This window comes from Bradyrhizobium ingae, from assembly GCF_055791185.1.
This window is the reverse complement of the sequence record NZ_JBVUBB010000016.1, coordinates 1-21,223: the sequence shown is the minus strand read 5'-3', so window position 1 is coordinate 21,223 and position 21,223 is coordinate 1. Positions and strand designations below refer to the sequence as shown.

Annotated in this window: 19 protein-coding genes; 5 read left to right on the top strand and 14 right to left on the bottom strand. The window is 64.5% G+C overall.

The window, feature by feature from the left end:
* Positions 1-292 precede the first annotated feature (292 nt).
* From ACV1FX_RS22400 to ACV1FX_RS22390, 3 genes are all read left to right on the top strand, one after another.
* The gene (locus tag ACV1FX_RS22400) at positions 293-1,423 is read left to right on the top strand and encodes an efflux RND transporter periplasmic adaptor subunit (RefSeq protein WP_473119855.1); all 1,131 of its coding nucleotides are present in this window, start codon (positions 293-295) and stop codon (positions 1,421-1,423) included.
* Positions 1,420-4,575, top strand: coding sequence for an efflux RND transporter permease subunit (locus ACV1FX_RS22395; RefSeq protein ID WP_473119729.1), 3,156 nt, complete (start codon positions 1,420-1,422; stop codon positions 4,573-4,575). The genes ACV1FX_RS22400 and ACV1FX_RS22395 overlap by 4 nt, the downstream gene beginning before the upstream one ends.
* Before the next feature lie 298 nt (positions 4,576-4,873).
* Positions 4,874-6,061, top strand: coding sequence for an ABC transporter substrate-binding protein (locus tag ACV1FX_RS22390; RefSeq protein ID WP_473119728.1), 1,188 nt, complete (start codon positions 4,874-4,876; stop codon positions 6,059-6,061).
* A gap of 201 nt (positions 6,062-6,262) precedes the next feature.
* Here ACV1FX_RS22390 and ACV1FX_RS22385 read toward each other — a convergent pair whose 3' ends face one another.
* The 4 genes from ACV1FX_RS22385 to ACV1FX_RS22370 all read right to left on the bottom strand — a co-directional run bounded on the left by ACV1FX_RS22385 (position 6,263) and on the right by ACV1FX_RS22370 (position 10,957).
* Positions 6,263-6,649 (bottom strand): MAPEG family protein, encoded by a 387-nt coding sequence (locus ACV1FX_RS22385; RefSeq protein WP_473119727.1) that lies wholly within the window; start codon positions 6,647-6,649, stop codon positions 6,263-6,265.
* Between the two features lie 123 nt (positions 6,650-6,772).
* Positions 6,773-7,855 carry a lipocalin-like domain-containing protein gene (locus tag ACV1FX_RS22380; protein WP_473119726.1) on the bottom strand — a complete coding sequence of 361 codons (1,083 nt, stop codon included), beginning with the start codon at positions 7,853-7,855 and terminating at the stop codon, positions 6,773-6,775.
* Positions 7,845-10,307: an FtsX-like permease family protein gene (locus ACV1FX_RS22375; protein WP_473119725.1), complete on the bottom strand. Its 2,463-nt coding sequence runs from the start codon at positions 10,305-10,307 to the stop codon at positions 7,845-7,847. The genes ACV1FX_RS22380 and ACV1FX_RS22375 overlap by 11 nt, the downstream gene beginning before the upstream one ends.
* Positions 10,304-10,957 carry an ABC transporter ATP-binding protein gene (locus ACV1FX_RS22370; RefSeq protein WP_473119724.1) on the bottom strand — a complete coding sequence of 218 codons (654 nt, stop codon included), beginning with the start codon at positions 10,955-10,957 and terminating at the stop codon, positions 10,304-10,306. Before ACV1FX_RS22370 ends, ACV1FX_RS22375 begins: the two co-directional genes overlap by 4 nt.
* A gap of 144 nt (positions 10,958-11,101) precedes the next feature.
* On the opposite strand from ACV1FX_RS22370, the gene ACV1FX_RS22365 reads away from it, so the two are divergent.
* Entirely contained in the window at positions 11,102-12,433 is a 1,332-nt protein-coding gene (locus ACV1FX_RS22365; protein ID WP_473119723.1) for an MFS transporter, read from the top strand.
* A gap of 197 nt (positions 12,434-12,630) precedes the next feature.
* Here the strand turns inward: ACV1FX_RS22365 and ACV1FX_RS22360 are convergent, their stop codons facing one another.
* From ACV1FX_RS22360 to soxX, 10 genes are all read right to left on the bottom strand, one after another.
* Positions 12,631-13,854 carry an MFS transporter gene (locus ACV1FX_RS22360; RefSeq protein WP_473119722.1) on the bottom strand — a complete coding sequence of 408 codons (1,224 nt, stop codon included), beginning with the start codon at positions 13,852-13,854 and terminating at the stop codon, positions 12,631-12,633.
* Positions 13,855-14,010: 156 nt separating this feature from the next.
* The gene (locus tag ACV1FX_RS22355) at positions 14,011-14,166 is read right to left on the bottom strand and encodes a hypothetical protein (RefSeq protein WP_473119721.1); all 156 of its coding nucleotides are present in this window, start codon (positions 14,164-14,166) and stop codon (positions 14,011-14,013) included.
* Positions 14,167-14,265: 99 nt separating this feature from the next.
* Positions 14,266-15,306 carry an MBL fold metallo-hydrolase gene (locus tag ACV1FX_RS22350; protein ID WP_473119720.1) on the bottom strand — a complete coding sequence of 347 codons (1,041 nt, stop codon included), beginning with the start codon at positions 15,304-15,306 and terminating at the stop codon, positions 14,266-14,268.
* A 324-nt stretch (positions 15,307-15,630) separates the two neighbouring features.
* Complete coding sequence (locus ACV1FX_RS22345; RefSeq protein ID WP_473119719.1) at positions 15,631-16,089, bottom strand: DsrE family protein; 459 nt, start codon at positions 16,087-16,089, stop codon at positions 15,631-15,633.
* Positions 16,086-17,834, bottom strand: coding sequence for a thiosulfohydrolase SoxB (gene soxB, locus ACV1FX_RS22340; RefSeq protein WP_473119718.1), 1,749 nt, complete (start codon positions 17,832-17,834; stop codon positions 16,086-16,088). The genes ACV1FX_RS22345 and soxB overlap by 4 nt, the downstream gene beginning before the upstream one ends.
* Positions 17,835-17,891: 57 nt before the next feature.
* Positions 17,892-18,200, bottom strand: a complete 309-nt coding sequence (locus ACV1FX_RS22335) for a hypothetical protein (protein ID WP_473119717.1) — start codon at positions 18,198-18,200, stop codon at positions 17,892-17,894.
* A complete protein-coding gene (soxA, locus tag ACV1FX_RS22330) occupies positions 18,197-19,060 on the bottom strand; it encodes a sulfur oxidation c-type cytochrome SoxA (RefSeq protein ID WP_473119716.1) in 864 nt (287 codons plus the stop codon). Before soxA ends, ACV1FX_RS22335 begins: the two co-directional genes overlap by 4 nt.
* Positions 19,060-19,371: a thiosulfate oxidation carrier complex protein SoxZ gene (gene soxZ, locus ACV1FX_RS22325; protein ID WP_473119715.1), complete on the bottom strand. Its 312-nt coding sequence runs from the start codon at positions 19,369-19,371 to the stop codon at positions 19,060-19,062. Before soxZ ends, soxA begins: the two co-directional genes overlap by 1 nt.
* Positions 19,372-19,384: 13 nt before the next feature.
* Positions 19,385-19,876: a thiosulfate oxidation carrier protein SoxY gene (soxY, locus tag ACV1FX_RS22320; RefSeq protein WP_473119714.1), complete on the bottom strand. Its 492-nt coding sequence runs from the start codon at positions 19,874-19,876 to the stop codon at positions 19,385-19,387.
* A gap of 47 nt (positions 19,877-19,923) precedes the next feature.
* On the bottom strand, positions 19,924-20,277 hold the full coding sequence (soxX, locus tag ACV1FX_RS22315; protein WP_473119713.1) for a sulfur oxidation c-type cytochrome SoxX: 354 nt from the start codon (positions 20,275-20,277) through the stop codon (positions 19,924-19,926).
* A 239-nt stretch (positions 20,278-20,516) separates the two neighbouring features.
* Here soxX and ACV1FX_RS22310 point away from each other — a divergent pair.
* Positions 20,517-21,223 (top strand): DUF938 domain-containing protein (locus tag ACV1FX_RS22310; protein ID WP_473119712.1); only part of this gene is annotated, 707 nt, incomplete at its 3' end.

The window sequence follows — 21,223 nt, the reverse complement described above, 5'->3', positions numbered from 1 at the left end:
GACGCTGTCGTGCTCGTTTCTGGATCGACCAGAGGTGCTCATGCCGGGACAAGCCCGGCCATCGCGCGGCCGGCCTTCTACCTGTCAACCCATCATCCGGCTAGGGCCTGAGGCCCAGGCTTGCGTCGCCTTCGTCTTGAAGAGTTCATCATTGAAACCCATCTTGTGCCGCCTGCGGGTAAGAGACTACCCTGTTGGTCGCCGCAGCCACCAAGGAAGGGGGCAAGACATGAGCGAGCCGCACCTGAGGCAGCGTCCAGTCCGACGGCAATCTGCGCTGCGTCCCTTTCTCATGGTGCTGACGACGGCCAGCCTCCTCGCCGGCTGCGAGAAGCCGGCTACGCAAGCGGCAGCTCCCCCAGCGCCTTCCGTCACGGTCGCTCAGCCGGTCAAGCGCACCGTCACCGATTGGGAAGAATTCACCGGCCGCTTCGAGGCAGTAGAAGAGGTGCAGGTGCGCCCGCGGGTCGGCGGCTTCGTCACCTCGGTCGAATTCCAGGACGGCGCGATCGTTCATGCCGGCGATCTCCTCTATGTCATCGACTCGCGTCCGTTCGAGGCGGTCGCCGAGCAGGCGGACGGTCAGCTCTCGGACGCACGCGCCAAGGTGGAGCTTGCCAAGCGCGAGCTCGATCGCGGCCTGAACCTGGTCCAGACCAGCGCCGTCTCCGAACAGGTCGTCGACCAGCGTCGCCAGGCCCTGCAAGCCGCGCACGCCGCAGAGATGCAGGCCGAAGGCGCGCTGAAGGCCGCCAAGCTCAATATCGAGTTCACCCATGTGGCGGCGCCCCTCACCGGCCGCGTCAGCCGTCATCTCGTCAGTCCCGGCAATCTGGTCCAGGGCAGCGATACCGGCACGTCGACATTGCTGACCTCGATCGTGTCGCTCGATCCGATCTACATCTATTTCGACATGGACGAGGCGACCTACATCAAGAACAGCAAGCTCTGGTTCGAGGGCAAGCGCCCGAGCTCGCGCGATACGCCGAATCCGGTGCAGGTGACGCTGGCCGGCGAGATCAAGCCGTCGCATGACGGCACCATCGATTTCCTCGACAACCGCCTCGACGTCTCCACCGGCACACTGCGCAGTCGCGCCGTCATCAAGAATACCGACCTCTCGATCCTGCCCGGCCAGTTCGGCCGCGTGCGGCTGATCGGCAGCGCGCCCTACGAGGCGCTGCTGATTCCAGACGTCGCGGTGGCGACCGATCAATCCCGCAAGATCGTCTTCGTGGTCAAGCCGGATGACACTGTCGAGGCGCGGCCCGTGACGCTCGGTCCTCTCGATGAAGGGCTGCGCGTGATCCGCAAAGGGCTGAAGGCCGACGACCGTGTCATCGTCGACGGCATTCAGCGCGCCCGCGTCGGCGCCAAGGTCAACCCGCATCAGGCTCAAGCGCCCGCGGGTGGCAAATCATGAACCTCGGCCGCCTCTCCATCAACCAGCCCATCCTGGCGATGGTGCTGTCGATCGTGCTGCTGATCGTCGGCGCGATCGCCTACACCACGCTGCCGGTCTCCGAATATCCGCAGGTCGTGCCGCCCACGGTCGTCGTCACCACGCAATATCCCGGCGCCTCCGCCCAGACCGTCTCCGACACGGTCGCCGCTCCGATCGAGCAGGAGATCAATGGCGTCGAGGACATGCTGTATCTCTACAGCCAGGCGACATCGAACGGTCAGCTCACCATCACCGTCACCTTCAAGCTCGGCACCGATCTCGACAAGGCCCAGGTGCTGGTGCAGAACCGTGTCGCGATCGCGCAGCCGCGCCTGCCCGCGGAAGTGCAGCAGAACGGCGTCACGACGCGCAAGAACTCGCCCGACATCCTGATGGTCGCGTTCATGCTGTCGCCCGACGACACTTTCGACCAGCTCTACATTTCCAACTACGCGCTGCTCCAGGTCCGCGACCAGCTCCTGCGGCTCGACGGCGTCGGCGACATCCAGATCTTTGGCGCGCGCGACTATTCGATGCGGCTGTGGCTCGATCCCGATCGTATCGCCAATCTCGGGCTGACATCGACCGAGGTGCTTGCGGCGATCCGGTCACAGAACGTGCAGATCGCGGGCGGCCAGATCGCCGAGCCGCCGATCGCGGACCGCGCTTTCCAGCCGAACCTGACCTTCACGGGGCGGCTGAAGGATCAGAGGCAATTCGAGGATATCCTGATCAAGGCCGGTTCCGACGGCCGGACGGTGCGGCTGCGCGACGTCGCCCGCATCGAGCTCGGCGCACTGTCCTACACCACGAACAGCTTCCTGCTGCGCAAATCGGCGGTCGCGATGCTGGTCACCCAGCGCCCCGGATCGAACGCGCTTGCGACGGCCAAGAACATTTCCGACACCATGGCGAGGCTCAAGACGAGCTTCCCGAAGGGCCTCGACTACAACATCGGCTACAACCCGACCGAATTCATCGCGCAATCCGTCCATGAGCTGATCAAGACCATCTACGAGGCCATGCTGCTCGTGGTCATCGTGGTGCTGGTCTTCCTGCAGGGCTGGCGGCCCGCGATTATTCCGATCATCGCGATCCCGGTCTCTCTGGTCGGCACCTTCGCGGTGATGGCGGCACTCGGCTTCTCCATCAACAATCTCACGCTGTTCGGGCTCGTGCTTGCCGTCGGTATCGTCGTCGACGACGCCATCGTCGTGGTCGAGAACGTCGAGCGCCATCTCGAGCACGGCATGAGCCGGCGCGATGCTGCGCTGAAGACAATGGAGGAGGTCGGCGGCGCGCTGGTCTCGATCGCGCTGGTGCTGTGCGCGGTGTTCGTGCCGACGGCGTTCCTGGGCGGCATTTCCGGACAATTTTTTCAGCAATTCGCCGTCACCATCGCGGTTGCAACCGCGATCTCCTGCTTCTGCTCACTGACGCTGTCACCGGCGCTGGCCTCGCAAATTCTCACGCCTCACGAAGAGAAACGGCCGCCGGCGCGCTGGAATGTCGTCGCGCGCGGCTGGGGCGCATTCACAGGCGTCTTCAACCGTGTGTTCGACCGGCTGTCGCGCGGCTATGCCGGCGTTGCCAATTTCGTGATCCGGCATTCGGCGGTGATGCTCCTGATTTACGTCGCGTTGATCGGCAGCGCCGGCTGGCTGATCGCGACCACCCCGCAGGGCTTCATTCCGGCGCAGGACCGCGGCTACGTCATCGTTTCCGTGCAATTGCCGGGCGCAGCCTCGCTCGTGCGCACCACCGAGATCGTGCGTGAGATCGAGCGCATCGCGCTGGACACGCCAGGCATCGTTCGCGTCGCCGCCTTCGCCGGCTTCTCGGGCGCGACGCGCACGCAGGCCGGCAATGCGGCGGCGCTGTTTCCGGTGTTCGACGAGCCGGAGGTGCGCCTGAAGAAAGGGTTGTCCGCGAACGCCATCACCGCCGAACTGCGCAAGCGGCTGTCCAGAATCGAAGGCGCCTTCATCATCGTCATTCCACCGCCCGCGGTGCCCGGCATCGGCACCGGCGGCGGCTTCACCATCCGCATCCAGGATCGCCAGGGCCGTGGACCGGAATTGCTGGCGGCAGCGACCGACGAGCTGGTGGCCGCCGCGCGCAAGTCGCCGGAGCTCACTTCGGTGTTCTCGCCGTTCACGGCCAACACGCCGCAGCTATTCGTCGACATCGACCGCACCAAGGCGCAAAAGCTCGGCGTTCCCATCGCCGGCATCAACGACACGATCCAGACCTATTTCGGATCGACCTATGTCAACGACTTCAACCTGTTCGGCCGCACCTATCACGTCACGGCCCAAGCCGATCTGCCGTTCCGCAAGGAACCCAGCGATCTCGCGCGGCTGCGCACGCGCAACGCCTCCGGCGACATGGTGATGTTGGGCAGCGTTGTCGATTTCCGCGACGTCTCGGGCCCCGATCGCGTCGCGCGCTACAATCTCTATGCAGCATCCGAATTGCAGGGGGAGCCGGCGCCGGGCGCGAGCTCGACCACCGCGCTCAATGCCATCAAGAAGCTCGCAGACGAGACCTTGCCCAGCGGCTTCACTTTCGAATGGACGGACCTGTCCTACCAGCAGGTCACCGGCGGCAATGCCGGCCTCTACGTGTTTCCGATCTGTGTGCTGTTCGTCTATCTCGTGCTCGCCGCGCAATACGGAAGCTGGTCGCTGCCGTTCGCGGTGATCCTGATCGTGCCGATGTGTCTGCTCGCTGCCACCATCGGCGTGCGCATCATGGGGCAGGACGTCAACATCCTCACGCAAATCGGCTTCGTCGTGCTGGTGGGGCTTGCCGCCAAGAACGCGATTCTCATCGTGGAGTTTGCCCGCGACATCGAGCTCGAGGGCAAGCCGCGGCTGGAAGCCGTCATCGAGGCGTGCCGACTGCGCCTGCGGCCGATCCTGATGACGTCCTTCGCCTTCATCCTCGGCGTGCTGCCGCTTGTGGTCTCGACCGGCTCCGGCTCCGAGATGCGCCAGGCCGTCGGCGTCGCCGTGTTCTTCGGCATGCTCGGCGTCACCCTGTTCGGCCTCGTCTTCACGCCGATCTTCTACATGATCGTGCGCAACCTGGCGGATGGGCGCGGGAAGAAGGCAGTTGCGGGGGCGTGATTGGTTATTGTGGCCACCGCTGCATCCACAACTCAGTGTCGTCCCGGCGAAGGCCGGGACCCATAACCACAGGATCATGTTGTGGCGCGAGGCTGGTAACCACGAATCTTCGCCAAACTCAATCCTGTGGGTATGGATCCCGGATCTCCGCTCCGCTTCGCTTGTCCGGGACGACGAGTTGAGATTGGGGCGTGACCACCCTCCATACTAACGGCTGAGGCCGAAATGGATGGGCATTGCCGGGGTTCTTCACTACTATCCGCGCGATTTCAAAACAGAAAACTGCTGGGAGATAAATATGAAATCAGCACTTTTGGCCGCCGCCGCTGTGTCCGTGTTGCTTGCGGCACCTTGCTCCGCGCAAGGCGTCAAGATCGGCATCCTCAACGACCAGTCCGGCGTTTACGCCGATTACGGCGGCAAATGGTCGGTCGAAGCCGCAAAAATGGCGATCGAGGATTTTGGCGGTGAGGTGCTGGGGCACAAGATCGAGCTCGTCACCGCCGATCACCAGAACAAGCCGGATCTCGCCACCTCCATCGCGCGGCGGTGGTACGACGTCGAGAACGTCGACATGATCACGGAGCTGACGACCTCCTCCGTCGCGCTCGCGATCCACGAGCTCTCCAAGGAAAAGAAGAAGATCGATATCGTTGTGGGTGCTGCGACATCGCGCCTCACCGGCGATGCCTGCCAGCCCTACGGCTTTCACTGGGCCTATGATACCCGCGCACTCGCGGTCGGCACCGGCGGCGCGCTGACGAAAGCCGGCGGCGACACCTGGTTCTTCCTCACCGCCGACTATGCCTTCGGCTACGCGCTGGAGAAGGACACCAGCGAGATCGTGACCGCCAATGGCGGCAAGGTGGTCGGCTCGGTCCGCGTGCCACTCAACTCGTCGGACTTCTCCTCCTTCCTGCTCCAGGCGCAGAGCTCCAAGGCCAAGATCGTCGGCCTTGCCAACGCAGGCCTGGATACCACCAACTCGATCAAGCAGGCCGCCGAGTTCGGCATCGTCACCGGCGGCCAGAAGCTTGCCGGTCTCCTGATGACGCTTGCGGAAGTGAACGGTCTCGGCTTGCAGGCCGCGCAAGGCCTCGTGCTCACCGAGGGCTATTACTGGGATCTCAACGACAAGACGCGCGATCTCGGCGAACGTTTTTTCAAGCGCACCGGGCGAATGCCGAGCATGATCCACGCCGGCACCTATTCGGCGACGCTGAGCTACCTGAAGGCGGTCAAGGCCGCCGGCACCAAGGATCCGGACGCGGTCGCCAAGAAGCTGAAGGAGCTTCCGGTCGACGACGCCTTCGCGCAAGGCAGGGTGCTCGAGAACGGTCGCATGGTGCACGACATGTATTTGTTCGAGGTCAAGAAGCCCTCGGAATCGAAGAAGCCTTGGGATTATTACAAGCTGCTCGCAACTGTTCCCGGCGACAAGGCGTTCTTCACCGCCAAGGAAAGCGGCTGCCCGCTGACGAAGTGACGCGAGAGCGGCGCGACAACTCCGGTGTCGTCCCGGCGAAGGCCGGGACCCCATACCCCCAAGGAAGTAATTTGGCGAAGACTCGGGGTTGAGACCCTCGCGCCACAGCCGCTCCCTGTGGTTATGGATACCGGATCTGCGCTCCGCTTCGCTGCACTTGTCCGGGACGACGGCTGTGATTGAGGTTACGACCTGCCTCAATCACACCACCCGCCAAACCACCGCGCCAAGCGCGCCTACCCACAGCGCGATGCTGGCAAAGGCCTGGATGGCGAAGCCGGGGCCGCGCTTGGCGGCTTCCTTCGAATAGCCGATGAAATAGACGATGCGGCCGATGATCCAGATCGCGCCGATTGCGGCCGCGATTCCATCACTGACATAGATCGCGAACAGCCAGAGCGATGGCAGGAAGATCGGCATCCATTCCAGCGTGTTCATCTGGATGCGGAAGGCGCGCTCGAAGTCGGGATGGCCCGACATCGCGGGCACCTTGACGCCGGTCTTCGCGCGTGACCGCGCGACGTTGATGCCGGTGAAGAAGCAGAACGCCACTGCCAGCAGCGTGACGAGCGCGGTGAGATGATACATCGACGGGGTCCCCTAAAGCATGGTCCGGAAAAGTGTGAAGCGGTTTTCCGGAAAGATCATGCGCAAACAACAAGCCCAAAGCGCGATGACAAATCTCATCGCGCTTTGGAAGTCGCCGGACGCTCAATAGCCCGTCAGCTCGAGATAGCCAACGCCGTCATGGCTGCCGGCGAAGCTGATCGGCCCTTCCCAATAGGAAAAGCCGGTGCCCATCCAGGCTTTGGCATTGAGCGGCTTGCAGGAAATCGAAAACGAGCGCGAAGGAATCGCGATCTGCCATTCCACCGGCAGTTTGCGCCCCGCGACCTCGGCCCATCCTTTCGGTGTCATCTGGATGTCGGCGGCAAAGATCTGCTGCGTACGGCCGTCGGACGAAATCCAGTTGCCGAACGGATCGTCCTTGCCGTCCTTCTGCCGCAGCCGGTACAGCATCAGCTTGTCGCCCGATGAGAGATGCAGCGACAGCCAGTCCCAGCCGGTCTGGTCGGAGGCAAGTGGCTGGCTGCTCCATTCGCGGTCCATCCAGGCCTGCCCCGACACATCGACCGTCCTGTCGTCGATGACGAGGCTGCCGCGCGCGCGGAAGAATGGCTGGCTGTAGTAATACGACGCCTGGCCGCGCTCGGATTTGCGGCTGAAACCACCATCGCCTTGCAGCACCACCGGACGATCAGCCTGAAGCGTCAGTGCATAGCTGAAATCGGTGCCTGACGCCTTCAACGCCAGCGGCGCCAGCTTGCTATCATCGGTGCTCTCAGTGCCCTTCATCTCCCAGTCGTTGATCCAGGCCGCGAATGGCTTTGCCTCCACGCCTGCCTGCCCGACGCCGCCGCGCGCGAACATCTCGTTGAAGCGGTGGGTGTCGGCGCGGGTCACCGCGGCATGTCCCATCCAGAGCTGCTGATTGGCCCACCCCTCGCGCTGCGGCCCGGCCTCGGCGGCCTGGCGAAACAGCGTCCATTGCAGGCCGCAAGCCGCGCCATTGGCGTCGACGAGGTTCGCCGTGAGATACCACCACTCGATGCGGAAGTCGGGATGTTGACCGTGATCGGCGGGGAAGGAGAACACTTTTCCAGGCGCCACCTGTGCAAAGCCATCCACGCTCTCACCGAGGCCGGCATAGCCTTGAGCGAATGCGCTGCGCGACAATGCCAGCGCGGCGAGGCCGCCGGCAAATGCGCGCCGCGATACTTGGTCAGCGCTCATTGGCAAACACCTTCACCAGATTCGCGGGCTGCATGCGCGCGAGCCGCGCGACCGGCAACAATGCGGCGAGCAGCGAGGCGAATAGTGCGACCGCGACCAGCTCCACCAGTTGCAGCGGAAACACGTGGAACGGCAGGCGCCAGCCGAACGCTTTCACGTTCACGATCGCGATCAGGCACCAGGCCACGACGAGTCCCAGCGGCAATGCCAGCAGTGCCGTGAACAGCGCGACCGCCAGCGTTTTGGTCAGCTCGATCGCGGCTAGGCGCGACCGGGTGAGGCCCATCGCCCAGAGTGGCGCGAGCTGCGGCAGGCGGGAATTGGCAAGCGTCAGCAGGCTGGTCAGCAGCGCGATCCCGGCAACGCCGAGAGTGAAGGCGTTCAGTGCTCCCGTCACCGCAAAGGTGCGGTTGAAGATACGGATGGACTCCGCCTTCACCGTTGCCTGGTCGGCAACGCTGCGGTCGTCGAGGGCAAACTGCTTTTGTAGAGCCGTGATCAGGCCGGGGATCTTGTCCCGCGGCACGATCAGTCCGATCCGCGTCTGCGGTGTTTGCGGAAAGCGCCGGATCAGCGCCGCGACGTTCACGGCGAGCTGTCCCTTGGGATTGCCGTAGTCGGCATAGATGCCCGCAATATCGAGCACCCAGTTGCCGCCGGGCGCGGGGATCTCGATGACGTCGCCGACGCGCAGGTTCAATCGCCGGCTCAATTGTTCGCTGACGAAGGCGGCATCACCCGGCACGAGCTGCGTCCAGGCGCGCGGCGCGGCTTCCAGAAGTGGCCAGCGCTCGCGATAGAGCGGATGGTCGGGCAGGCCGAACAGCTCCACCGGCTGTCCTTCGAGTTGCGTCTCTGCTCGCCCGCCGCTCAGGATCGCCTGCACCTCGCTCCGATCGCGCAGCCAGCCCCGGATCGCAACCGCCTTCGCGTTGTCGGGTGCGCTGATATAGACGTCAGCGGCGAGCCGCCCGTCCAGCCAGCCGACGAAGGTGCGGCTGAACGTTTCCACCATCGTGGAGACGCCGACATTGACGGCGAGCGCGAGCAGCAGGGCCATCAGAGCCAGCGAGAGTCCGGAGAGCTGCTGCCGGCTGTCGGCCCAGAACCACAGCGCAACCGCCCCCTTCGCGCGGCGCTGGCCGACGAGCAGGATGATCTCGAGCAGTGCGGGAAGGATCAGCGCCGCGCCGAGCATCAGCGCGGCGAGCACGCCAAAACCTGCGATCAGCGAATCGCCGTAGCGTAGCAAAAGCAGCGCGACCGCGAACACCGCACACGCAGCCGCGCCCTGCAGGATCAGCCAGCGCCGCTGCGCCTGTTGCCAGGCTCGCGGCTGCGCGGTGGCCAGCAGCGGCAGCCGCATCGCCTTGATCAGGCTGGTTGCTGCCGCGATCAGCGCGCCGATGATGCTGATGCCGATGCCGGCGAGCCACCATTCGCCGCGCAGCGAAAGCTGGCCCGGAATCTGCGCGCCATAGAGGCCGCGCAGCGAGGCCGCCACATCCGGCAGCAGCGCCGCGGCGATGACATAGCCGCAGACGAGCCCGACGAGCCCCGCAGCGAGCGCCAGCACCACCAGCTCGACCACCAGCACGGTGTTGAGCATCCGCGCCGAGGCACCGCAGGCACGCAGCGTGCGCAGCATCGGCAGCCGCTGCTCGAAGGCAAGGCCGACGGCCGAATTGACGATGAAGAGCCCGACGAAAAACGACAGCAGGCCGAAGGCGGTGAGATTGAGATGGAAGCTGTCGGTGAGGCGTTCGAGCTCGGTCTCCGCGCTCGGCTCTATCCGCTGCAAGCGGTCGCCGACGACGCTCGCGAGCGGCGCAGGCTTGCCCTTGGCCTTGCCGATCAGGAGCCGCGAGACCTGACCCTGCTTGCCAAGCAGCCGCTGTGCGACGCCGATATCGACTACCAGCACATCGGGCACGAGCTGCGGCTGCGCCTGCAGCGGCGGCAGCTTTGCGCCGCTGCTGATCAGTGGCGCCGCGCCCTCCGTCGCGTCGAGGTCGGCGAGCGTCTCCGGCGCGACCAGCGTCTGGCCGGGCGGGGCGACGAATGCGCGCAAGTCCGACGCGCCGAGCCTCGGCGCGTTGCCGACTTCGGCCGGCAGCGTCACCGGCTCGATGCCGAGCAGCCGGAACGAGCGCCCGTTGACCTGGACGCGGCCCTCCACGACAGGCGAGACCGGCCAGCCGGCGCGACTGAGCGCAACGAACAGGTCCTGCGAGAACGTTGCGGCATCGGGCGCAACCAGCATCGCCGTGCGCGCTCCGCCGAATGTCGCGGCGGCGCGGTCATAGGCGCTGCGCGCCTGCTGGTTGATCGCCTGCACACCGCTCCACAGCGCGGTCGCCGCGATCAGGCCGATCAGGAGCGTCGCGAGCTGCATCGGATGCCGCCGCCAATGGCTGAGCAAGACTGCGAGAATCCAGAGCGCGCGCCTCATGTGATCCGCCCCGCATGCAGCGTGACGTGGCGGTCGAGCGTGCCGGCCAGATGCAGGCTGTGTGTCACCATCAGGAAACCGCAGCCGGTGCGCGCCACGAGATCGCGCGTCAGCGCCAGCACGTCGTCGGCGGTTGCCTCATCGAGATTGCCGGTCGGCTCGTCCGCGAGCAGCAGTGACGGCTTGATCGCGAGTGCCCGGCCGATCGCGACACGCTGCTGCTGGCCGCCGGAAAGCTGCTCGGGGTAGCGTCTCAACAGCTTGCCAAGGCCGAGTCGCTCGATCAGCTCGCCGTGCCAGGCGGCATCGTGCCGGCCGGCGATCCGCGCCTGAAACGAAATATTGTCTTCGATCGACAGGCTCGGGATCAGGTTGAACTGCTGGAACACCAGGCCCAGCCGGTCGCGTCGCAGCGCTGCCCGCCCTGCGTCCGGCAGTGCCGTCACGTCGGTATTTTCGAGCATGATCGTGCCGCCATCGGCGCCATCCAGCCCCGCGATCAGGTGCAGCAGTGTGCTCTTGCCGCTGCCGGATTCCCCGGTCAGCGCGACGCGCTCGCCGGAGCGAACGTCGAGATCGACGCCGCGCAGCACATGGACCGGCTCGCCGGCCGAGGAGAAGCTTTTGGACAGGTTTTTGATGTTCAGCACGATGAATGGCGCCGCACGGAATAAACTGGAATGCTGGGTAGCATAGTTGATGCGGAAATGTCGGGGTTGTGTTGCCGTTCAAGCCGTTGTTAGCTCGCAAGACGGCCAAATCAAAAGCGCCGAAACGGCGAGACGGGGAGAAATATGAGCGCTCGGGGAACGCCCAAAGCGGCGGGCAGCACGAAGGCCACGGTAACGCCGAAGGGAGCCTGGACCGTCACTTTTCTCCTGTTTCTCTTCATGGTGGTGAATTTCGCCGACAAGATCGTCGTGGGACTCGCCGGTGTGCCGATCATGACCGACCTGAAGCTCGAGCCGGAGCAGTTCGGCCTGCTCGGCTCTTCCTTCTTTATCCTGTTCTCGATCTCGACCATCGTGGTCGGCTTCATCGTCAACAAGGTGCCGACGCGCTGGGTGTTGCTGACGCTCGCGGTCATCTGGTCGCTGGCGCAGTTTCCGATGGTCGGCACCGTCAGCTTCACCACGCTCGTGATCTGCCGCATCGTGCTCGGCGCGGGCGAGGGGCCGGGCTTCTCGGTCGCCGCACACGCGATCTACAAATGGTTTCCAGACGAGAAGCGCACACTGCCGACCGCGATCCTGTCGCAGGGCTCGGCCTTCGGCGTTATTCTCGCGGTGCCGGCGCTGAACTGGGTGATCGTCAATCATTCCTGGCACTACGCCTTCGGCGCGCTCGGCGTCGTCGGCCTGATCTGGGTCGCGGCCTGGCTCGCGCTCGGCAAGGAGGGGCCGCTGGAGGACACGCAGCTCCTGGCGGCCACCGAGCCGAAGATTCCCTATGTCCGGCTTCTCACCTCGCGCACCTTCGTCGGCTGCGTGGCGGCGACCTTCGGAGCCTATTGGGCGCTGTCGCTTGGGCTCACCTGGTTCACGTCCTTCATCGTCAAGGGATTTGGCTTCTCGCAAACCGATGCGGGCTTCATTTCGATCTTGCCCTGGATATTCGGTGCTACCGTCGTCATCCTCACCGGGTGGATCTCGCAGGTGATGGTGGCGCGCGGGGCGACCACGCGAATCGCGCGCGGCGTCCTCGGCTCGGTGCCGCTGGTGGTCGGCGGCCTTATCATCGCGGCGATGCCGCACGTGCAGGGTGCAGGGTTGCAGATCACGCTCCTCGTGGTCGGCTCGGGCCTGTGCGGGGCGATCTACGTCGTCTGCCCGCCGATGCTCGGCGAATTTACTCCTGCCTCGCAGCGCGGTGCCGTCATCGCGATCTACGGCGCGCTCTACACGCTCGCAGGCATCATCGCTCCGGCCGTGATGGGCAGCGTGATCCAGCGCGCCGGCTCAACGGTCGACGGCTACCTGACCGGCTACAGCATCAACGCCGCGGTCATGATCGGCTCCGGCGTGCTCGGCCTGCTCTTGCTGTGGCCGAACACGGAGAAGGCGAGGCTGACGCATGGGGCCGGCACGCGGGCCGGTGCGTTGAAGGGCGTGGTGTCGCCGACGTAGTTGGTCGGGCCCAAAAGCAAACTGTCGTCCCGGACAAGCGAAGCGGAGCCCTGATCCGGGACCATAGCCACAGGGAGTGGTTGTGGCAGGAGATCGTGGTTACGGATCTTTCGCCAAACTCAATCCTGTGGTTATGGATCCCGGGCTCGCGCTGCGCGACCCGGGACGACACCGAATGAGTTGAGCTGCCGGTGGACCTATCCGGACCGCGCTATTTGCGCGGCTTGCTCCCGCCGCTCGGTCAGCAGCGATAAAAACACCGTGGCCACCATGAACACGACCGAGGCTCCGAACACCCAGTGCGGCGCGTTCTGGTCCATGATCCAGCCGAACAGAAGCGGGCTGATGATGCCGCCGATATTGAAGCCGGTGGAGACGATGCCGAAGGCACGCCCGGCTGCGCCCGCGGGTGCCGCATTGCGCACCAGCATGTCGCGCGAAGGTGCGATCACGCCGGAGAGGAAGCCCGCAAGCGTCATCGCAACCGTCAGCAGCAAGCCGGGCAGCGCGACAAGCGCAATCAGCAGCACGAGCGCGGCGTTCGCGGCAAAGCAGGCGGCGGCAAGCTGGCCATGGCGTTCGGTGCGGTCCGCGAGGAAGCCGCCTGCGAGCACGCCGACGGCGCTTACCCCCAGAAACGCCGTCAGCGCGACATTGGCGGCAGAGTAGGACGCGGCATAGCCGCTCATCAGCGCCACCACGCCAAAATTGTTGATGCCGGCGACCGACAGGCTGAGCAGCATGAACAGCGCGGTCAGCATGATCAGCGACGGGGTGACGACCGCCTGCTTTGACGCGGCTTCGTTTCCCGGCTTCTTCCTGTGCGCGCCAGCGTCGGGAATGTTCATCAGGATGAGCAGCAGCGCGCAGAGCACGCCGATCGCGCCCGATGCGATCAGTGCGCCGACGCCGCCCGAGACCGTGACGAGCGCGGCGACGATCGCGGGCGCTACCGCGCCGCCGAGATAGCCGGCGAAGGTGTGAACTGAGAAGGCACGGCCCATCCGCGCTTCGTCCATGTGCTCGGCGAGGATCGCGTAATCGGCGGGATGATAGACGCTGTTGGCAAGCCCGAGCAGCACCGCGCAGATGATCAGTGAGGCGTAGCTCAGGTGCAGGCCGAGGAGCGCCAGCGACAGCCCGCCGATCACGAGCCCGATCAGCAGGATCTTTCGCGCGCCGAAGTGGTCGACGAGATAGCCGATCGGCGCCTGGGTCAGCCCGGACACCACTGCGAACACGGTCAGCGCAAAGCCGAGCTCGATATAGCCGACGCCGAGCTGGCTCTTGAGGAAGGGAAACAGCATCGGCAGGACCAGCATATGGAAATGGCTGACCCAATGCGCGATCGAGATCCCCGTCAGCGTGCGCAGCGCGCTGTCGGCTTTCCCCTGTTGCTGTGCGGCAAGAACGTCGGCCATCGCAGTTCCGTTTCACTCCTTCGGCGGAACCGCAAAATATCGGCGCGGCCGGTGATTTGTCCATGAATGCCGGCGCATGGCAGGTAGTGCGGGCACAGTGCATCCCGACAGTCGTCCTGGCTTTCGCCAGGACGACATTGGAGGGCGTTGCGCCCCTCACAGCGGCTCGTCATCCGGGCCGTAGCGGTCGCGCTTGGGGGTGGCGATGTCGCCGTCTTCGTAATCGTCGTCGGTATCGCGCGACGGCTGCGGCTTTTTCTTGGTGTCATCCGCCTTCTTCGGCGGCTGGGTCTTGTTGCCGGCCCTGGCCATGACCTTCTCCGGATGGTGATGCATCAGCAAGATGCTAGCCGGTCCCCGCTCCGATTTGGTTGACCTTTCTCAAGCAGCGCTCGGGGCGCCGGGCCGCCGCTACGCCCGCACCACGGGACCGCCCGCCTTCTTCCAGGCGTCGATGCCGCCGGCGATATGCGCCGTGTTGGCGAGCCCGGCCTGTTTCGCCGCGGCAACCGCCATCGCCGAGCGCTCGCCGAAGGCGCAGAAGAACAGCACGCGGCGGCCGGTGGCGGCCGCCACCTCGCGCAGCATGCCGCCGGGCTTCAGGCTCTCCTCGATGGACGGATAGGGCGCATGCAGCGCGCCCTCGAGCATGCCGTGCTTGGCGCGCTCATTGGTCTCGCGAAGATCGACCAGGAGGATGTCGGGCCGGCCGAGCGCGCGGATCGCGTCGACAGCGCTGAGCGCGCGGCCTTCCTTCTCCAGCTCCTCCTGGTGCAGGCCGACATGCATGTTGGCTGGCACCGCCACGTCCATCATCTTCGGATTGGGCAGCTTCAGGTTGTCCATCAGCTCGATATATTCGTCGACCGACCGCACCTGGAGTCGGGGATTGTGGCGCCTTTCCTCGCCGATGGTGGAGACGGTGTCGCCCTTGTAGTCATGTGCGGGGAAGACCAGCGTCTCGTCGGGCAGTTTCAACAGGTGATTGAAGATCGAGTCGTATTGTGCGCGTGAAGAGCCGTTCTGGAAGTCAGTGCGGCCGGTGCCGCGGATCAACAGCGTGTCGCCGGTGAAGACGCGGTCGCCCATGAGATAAGAGTAGGAATCGTCGGTGTGGCCGGGCGTGTACATCACGTCGAGCGACATGCCCTCGATCGTCACCTTGTCGCCGTCGGAGACCCGCATTGCCACGACGTCGGCCTTGCTCTGGTCGCCCATGATGGTCATGCAGTGGGTGCGGTCGCGCAGCTCGCCAAGTCCGGTGACATGGTCGGCGTGCAGGTGGGTATCGATGGCCTTGACCAGCTTGAGGTCGAGCTCGCGCAGCAATTGGCAGTAGCGGTCGACCTTCTCCAGCACGGGATCGAGGATGAGCGCCTCGCCGCCGGCGCGGCTGGCGAGCAGATAGCTGTAGGTCCCGGAAACGCTGTCGAACAATTGGCGGAAGATCATGGCGGACCCCCGGCGTCGATGATTTCAAATCATACTACAAAGGCCGCACAAAAGAGAAGTAATCTACTCCACAAGTCGATAGCTTCGGAATAATTTTTCTCTGACCGTGAACTCACGCCGCACTCGTCATTTTCCGGAGCGAAGCTGGTCCCACGTACTCAGCGTCGTCCCGGCGAAGGGCGGGGACCCATACCCCCAGGGAGAAGTTGTGGCGCGAGCCGGCAACCCCGAATCTTCGCCAAACCGCTTCCTGTGGTTATCGGTCCCGGATCAGCGCTCGCTCCGCTCGCTTGTCCGGGACGACGAGGGGAGGGGGGTTGCGAGTCAGGGCCTGACCAGCGTGTAGCCGTTCTCGGTCAGGAACAGGATCTGGCCGACGCCGACCTGCACCGGGGTGGCGGAAGGGATGAAATCCGGCCGTTTGCCCGTATCGCGCTCGATGGTGTCGACGGTGTTGAGGCAGATGTCGAAGCGGACGCCTTGCGCGATCAGGCTCTCGACCTGCTTGCGGTGGTCGTTGGCGGCGAGCAGGAGATCGATGCCCGGACCGAACGCCACCACCTCGATCGCGACCTTGTCTGGATCATAGGCTTTCAGGAGATTGTTGGCGACGCTGAGCACCAGCGCCTGCTTCTTGGCATCGCCGTCGGAGAGCTGGAGCACGATCTTGTGCTCTGCGAATGGCTTGTCCTGCAAGGGCGCCTGCTGCGCAAAGGCAGGCAGCATCAAAGCCCAGGCGACCAGCGCCAACAGCATCGCGCGACGATTTGGCAAACGCGTCATCCCTGTTCTGCAATTCCCGGATTGTCCTCGACGCCCCTGAGCGTGACGCTGGTGCTCTTGCTCTCCGGCATCCGGCCCGAGCGCAGATATTTTGCGACCACGTCCCAGACGGGCGCGCCTTGCTGCGCGTTGACCGACGCCCAGCCCGCGACCTTGTAGCGCCGGTGCGCCTCAACCGGCTTGCCGCTGTCGAGCGTCAGCGCAGCGATGCGGCTGCCGATCGCGGCTGTCGGTGTGCAGGTGTAATTGAGCCCGCCGGCGCGCACCATGTCGCCGCCTTGCTGGTGGTAGGGATCGGCATTGAAGAGGTTGTCGCAGATGTCCTCCAGCACGTCCTTGATCTGAGCCCCCAGCATCTCCTGCACATAGGTCTCGGGATAGGAGATCGCGGTCTCCGCCAGCACATCCTCGAGCGTGAGCGGCTGGCCGGCGAGCGCGGTGACGCCCCAGCGGAAGCCCGGCGACAGCGCGATTTCCGCATCGAGCTCGCGGCGCAGCGCCGAGCAGATGAGCTCATCCATGGGACCGGAAAAATTGCCACGGCGATAGAGCAGGCGGTCGGGCGTTGCGATCTTCTCCGACCAGTCGGTGACGTGCGGCGCGCGCACCTTGCCGATCAGCTCGGCCATCGCGGGATCTGGCTTCAACAGCTCGGAATAGACCGGCAGGAGATGGTACCTGATATCGCCGACCTTGCCCTTGGCGAGCTGAAGATCGAGCACCGCGAGAAACTTTCCATTCGAGCCGGCATTGCTGACGAGCGTCGTGCCGCTCGCGTTCTTCACCGCGACCGGTTGCGGGACGGCGTCATGGGTGTGGCCGCCGAGGATGACGTCGATGCCGGTGACGCGGCTCGCGAGCTTGAGGTCGACGTCCATGCCGTTATGCGACAGCAGGATCACGGCATCGACCTTGTCATTGCCGCGCAAGCCATCGACCAGCTTCTGCAATTCCTCCTCGCGGATGCCAAAGGTCCAGTCCGGCGTGAAGCGCTTGGGATGCGCGATCGGCACGTAGGGGAAGGCCTGGCCGATGATCGCGACGCGATGGCCGCCGAGTTCCTTGATGGTCGATGGCTTGAACACGCGCCCCGTCGCCTTGTCGAAGGCGCGTGCCTCGTTGAACGCGGCTTCCTCGGTCAGGAAGACGTTCTGCGCCAGAAACTCGCCCTTGAAGCGCTCGAGATTGTCGCGCAGCGCCTGCTCGCCATAGGTGAACTCCCAATGACCGGTCATCGCCTCGATGCCGAGCAGGTTCGCCACCTCGACCATGTCGCGGCCCTGCATGGTGTTGGCAAGGCCGGTGCCCTGCCAGAGGTCGCCGCCGTCGAGCAGCAGCGAATGCTGTTCGCCGACGTCGTTGCGCAAGCGGTCGATCAGCGTCTTCAGATGCGCAAAGCCGCCGAGCCTGCCGAAGCGGGCTGCGGACTTCTCGAACTCGAAGCAGGTGAAGGCATAGGCATCCGCGCTGTCGGGGCGGATGCCGAAGCGCTCGAGGAAGGCACGGCCGACCAGATGCGGCGGCCGTCCCGCCATCTCACTGACGCCGATATTGACGCTGGGTTCGCGGAAATAGATCGGATTGAGCTGCGCGTGCGTATCGGTGATGTGCAGGATGCGCGCATTGCCGAAGCGTTCGAGGTCGTAGATGCTCGTGGTGTCGGCGCCGCGCGCAAGCTGCGGCAGTCCGGCCGTGACGGCGGCAGCGCCTGCGGCTCTCAGGAAATCGCGGCGGCGGATGGTCATCCCAAATTCTCCGCCCCTTAAAGAAGAAGATCGTCCAACAGTTCCACGCGAGCCAGTTTAGCGGATTTCCATCGCCTTCCAGGCTTCTTTTTCCGATGTCGCCTGGAAGATCGAGGCTTTCGCCAGCGCTTCGGCCTCCTTGGCGGCGGCGACCGCACGGTCGAAATCGCCGCCATCGCCGGCTTTCTTCGCGGCCGCCAGCGTCGAGACGGTCGTGGTCCACTGGTTGCGCAAACCGGCAGCCTCGTTGCTCGCCGCTTCCGCTGCGGCATAGGCCGCCTTGTAGTCGGCTTCGGTTGCCGCGTGCGCGGGCATCGCGACAAGCGCAAGTAGCAGCGCCAGCGCGACTGCTCGAATTCCGGTCATGGCCGTGCTCCCGGCCCGGAAATCGGCAGGCCATTGGCGACGTAGGACAGGAAAAATTCGACGTCGCGGTATTCGTCCGATTGCGGTTCCAGCGGAACCGCGCGGGTCTGGCTGTTGCAGGTCATGAGGCGGCGCGTGGTCGTGCCCATGCCGCTCCATTCGCTGCGGTAGATCGGCAGAGCGTTCATGATGCCGAGCGCCGGTGCCAGCACTTCCGCGCGGATGCGCTCGCCCGGGCTCTGCACGTGGCAGCTCGCGCAGGAGAAGTTCATCTGCCCGCGCCGCGTGTAGAAATAGCGCTTGCCGTTCTCAAAGGCCGCAAGCGCGCGTGGATCGTCGGGGATCTTGATGTCCATCGGCTTGCCGCGCGAGGTGAAGGCCATGTAGGCGGTCAGCGAGGCCATCTCGTCCTTGACGTAGGAGTAGGGCGTCTCGCCGTTGGCCTCGCGGCAGCGGTTGAGCGCGAGCTCGAGCGTGACGACCTTGCCTTCCTTCTCGTCGAAGTAGGGATAGTTCTGGCGGATGCCGATGCCACCATTCGGGAAGCAGTCGGCGTAGGTCTTGCCGTTCTTGAACGGGGTCGCGAACATCTCCTTGCCGGCGTCGAGCGCGAACTCGTAAGGAGGAAACTCCTCCTTCTCCTGCCACTGTCGCTTCATGTCCTCGTTCATGGAATAAGGACCGTTGACGAAATCCTCGTGCTTCACGTTCGGGAATTTCTGGAAGAAGAAGTTCTGGAACGCCTTGGCCTCGGCAGCGGGATCGATCTTGTCAGCAGCGGTCACGCGCTGCGCGGTGAAGGCAAGCGCCGTGAGCGCGACGAGCGCGGAGCCGAGCCGGATTGCGGAGCGCATCTTCATCACGAGATCTTCGCGGTGGTCGTATCCGACGCACCCTTGTTGTCGACCCAGCTGATCTTGAGGTCGTCGCCCTTCTTGGCCCCCTTGAAGCTGAACTTGACGTAGGGGTCCTTGGAGACTGCAGGGCCCCAATCGGCGACGAATACGTCCTTGCCGTTACATTCGAACTTCAGCTCCTGAATGAAATGCGCCGGGATCAGCTCACCCTTGGTGTCCTTGACGAAGCCCGAATCCATGGGGTGCTGGATCAATGCCTGCACCTCGGTGATGTCGCCGTTGGCGGTGGCGCGTACGCGAATGCTTGATGCCATCGGACTTTATCTCCTAGCCGCCGCAGCCGCCGACGGTGACCTTGACCTCTTTGGTCGCGCTGAAGAGCTTGCCGTCGGCCTCGACGATCGCGACCACGTTGGTGGTCTTCGCCATCTTCAGCCGGTTGGCGACACTCGGAATCGTACCGTCGGGAATCTTGTAGCTCGCCGCCAGCGCGTTCGGGTTCTCGGCGACGAAGAACGAGATCGAGGTCACCTTCTCGAGCGTCGTCGTCACCGAGATCGGCACCACGCCGCCATTCTCGGCGATCTCGGGCGCATCGAGCTTGATCTTGTCGGACGGCTCGGCCGTCTTGCCATAGAGCGCCTTGATCGCGTCGGCCTCGCTCTTCTGCTTGAATGCCTCTTCCGGATATTTGTCGTTGGCTGCGGCACGCGCCGGTGCGCTTGCGAACGGCAGATTGCCGAGGCCGATCAGCGCGACGGAGGCCGCGCCTTGCAGGATCAGGCGCCGCGTCGCGAGAAGGCCGGTCGTTGCATTCATCTCAGTCTCCTGGTCGATCGTCTCGGCGATCCCTTGTATCGGCGCCATCACAGGGTCTGGAGGAAATCAACGATCGCGTTGATTTCCTGCTCGGTCAAAAGCCGGTTCCGTCCGAACGGCGGCATCATCGTCTGCGGATTGCGCTTGGTCTCGTCGACGAGGATCGCGACCAGCTCGTTGCGGTCGGGGTATTTTGCCTTGATGTCCTTTAGCTCCGGCCCGATCGTGCCGGGCAGGTCGCCGCCCCTGATCACGTGGCAGGTCAGGCAATTGCCCTTGCTGCGGTCGAAGGCGAGTTTCTGGCCCTCGGCGGTGGATTGGGCGCGCGCGGGCGCTGTGGCCATCGCGGCGAGGGTGGCCAGAATGAAGACCAGAGCGGGCTTCCGGGGAAAGGCGGTCAAGGCGTCGGTCCGAGGCGTTATGTCGATGATTGCGTTTGCGAAATATAGTGCTCAAAGCACAAAGGGCACCGCCTGACAATCGCGACGATTCAGGTCGCAAGTTGGAGTTAATATCTTCCGCGTTGCACCAAGAGAGATTATTTGTTCTGCAGATTGGGCCCTGACGGGCCTGTGATTTTTGGGACGTCTTGGCGTCCAGCGGCGTTTTTATCTCGTTGTCGTTTTTCCGGGGGCCTCAATTGGCTGAATATGTCGTCGAATTTGGCAAGGACGGCGGGCGGGTCGAGCCCGATGGGCGGCTTGATGCACCGGCGTTCCATCGCAATCACGGGCCGATCTGGGCGGCGCTGGAGAAGCATCTCGCCGGGCGCCTCGGCGACGTGGTCGAGGTCGGCAGCGGAACCGGCCAGCATGTGGTCCATTTCGCTCGCCATACGCCCGATCTCGTCTGGTGGCCGAGCGACCTCAACCAGCGGCACCTGAAAAGCATCGAGGCCTGGCGCGTCCATTCAGGCCTGCCGAACATCCGGCCGCCATTGCGGATCGATCTGTCCGATCCCGACTGGTGTCCGGAGATGAAGGGCGGCGAGGGGTCCAAGGAAGGTCCAAGGGATCTTGCGGCGGTGTTCTGCGCCAATGTCATCCACATCGCGCCGTGGAACGTGGCCGAGGGGCTGTTCGATGGTGTCGGTCGCTATTTACGGCCCGGCGGCACGCTGTTCCTCTACGGTCCCTTCAAGCGCGAGGGCAAGCACACCGCGCTCAGCAACGCCGTGTTCGACACCTCCTTGCGCGAAGGCAACGCGGAATGGGGCGTGCGCGATCTCGGCGATGTCGAGAAGCTCGCACAATATGCAGGCCCTGTCTCTTATACACATCTGACGCTGCCGAAAAAGGGGGGGGGGGGGGGGGGGGGGGGGGGGGGGGGGGGGGGGGGGGGGGGGGG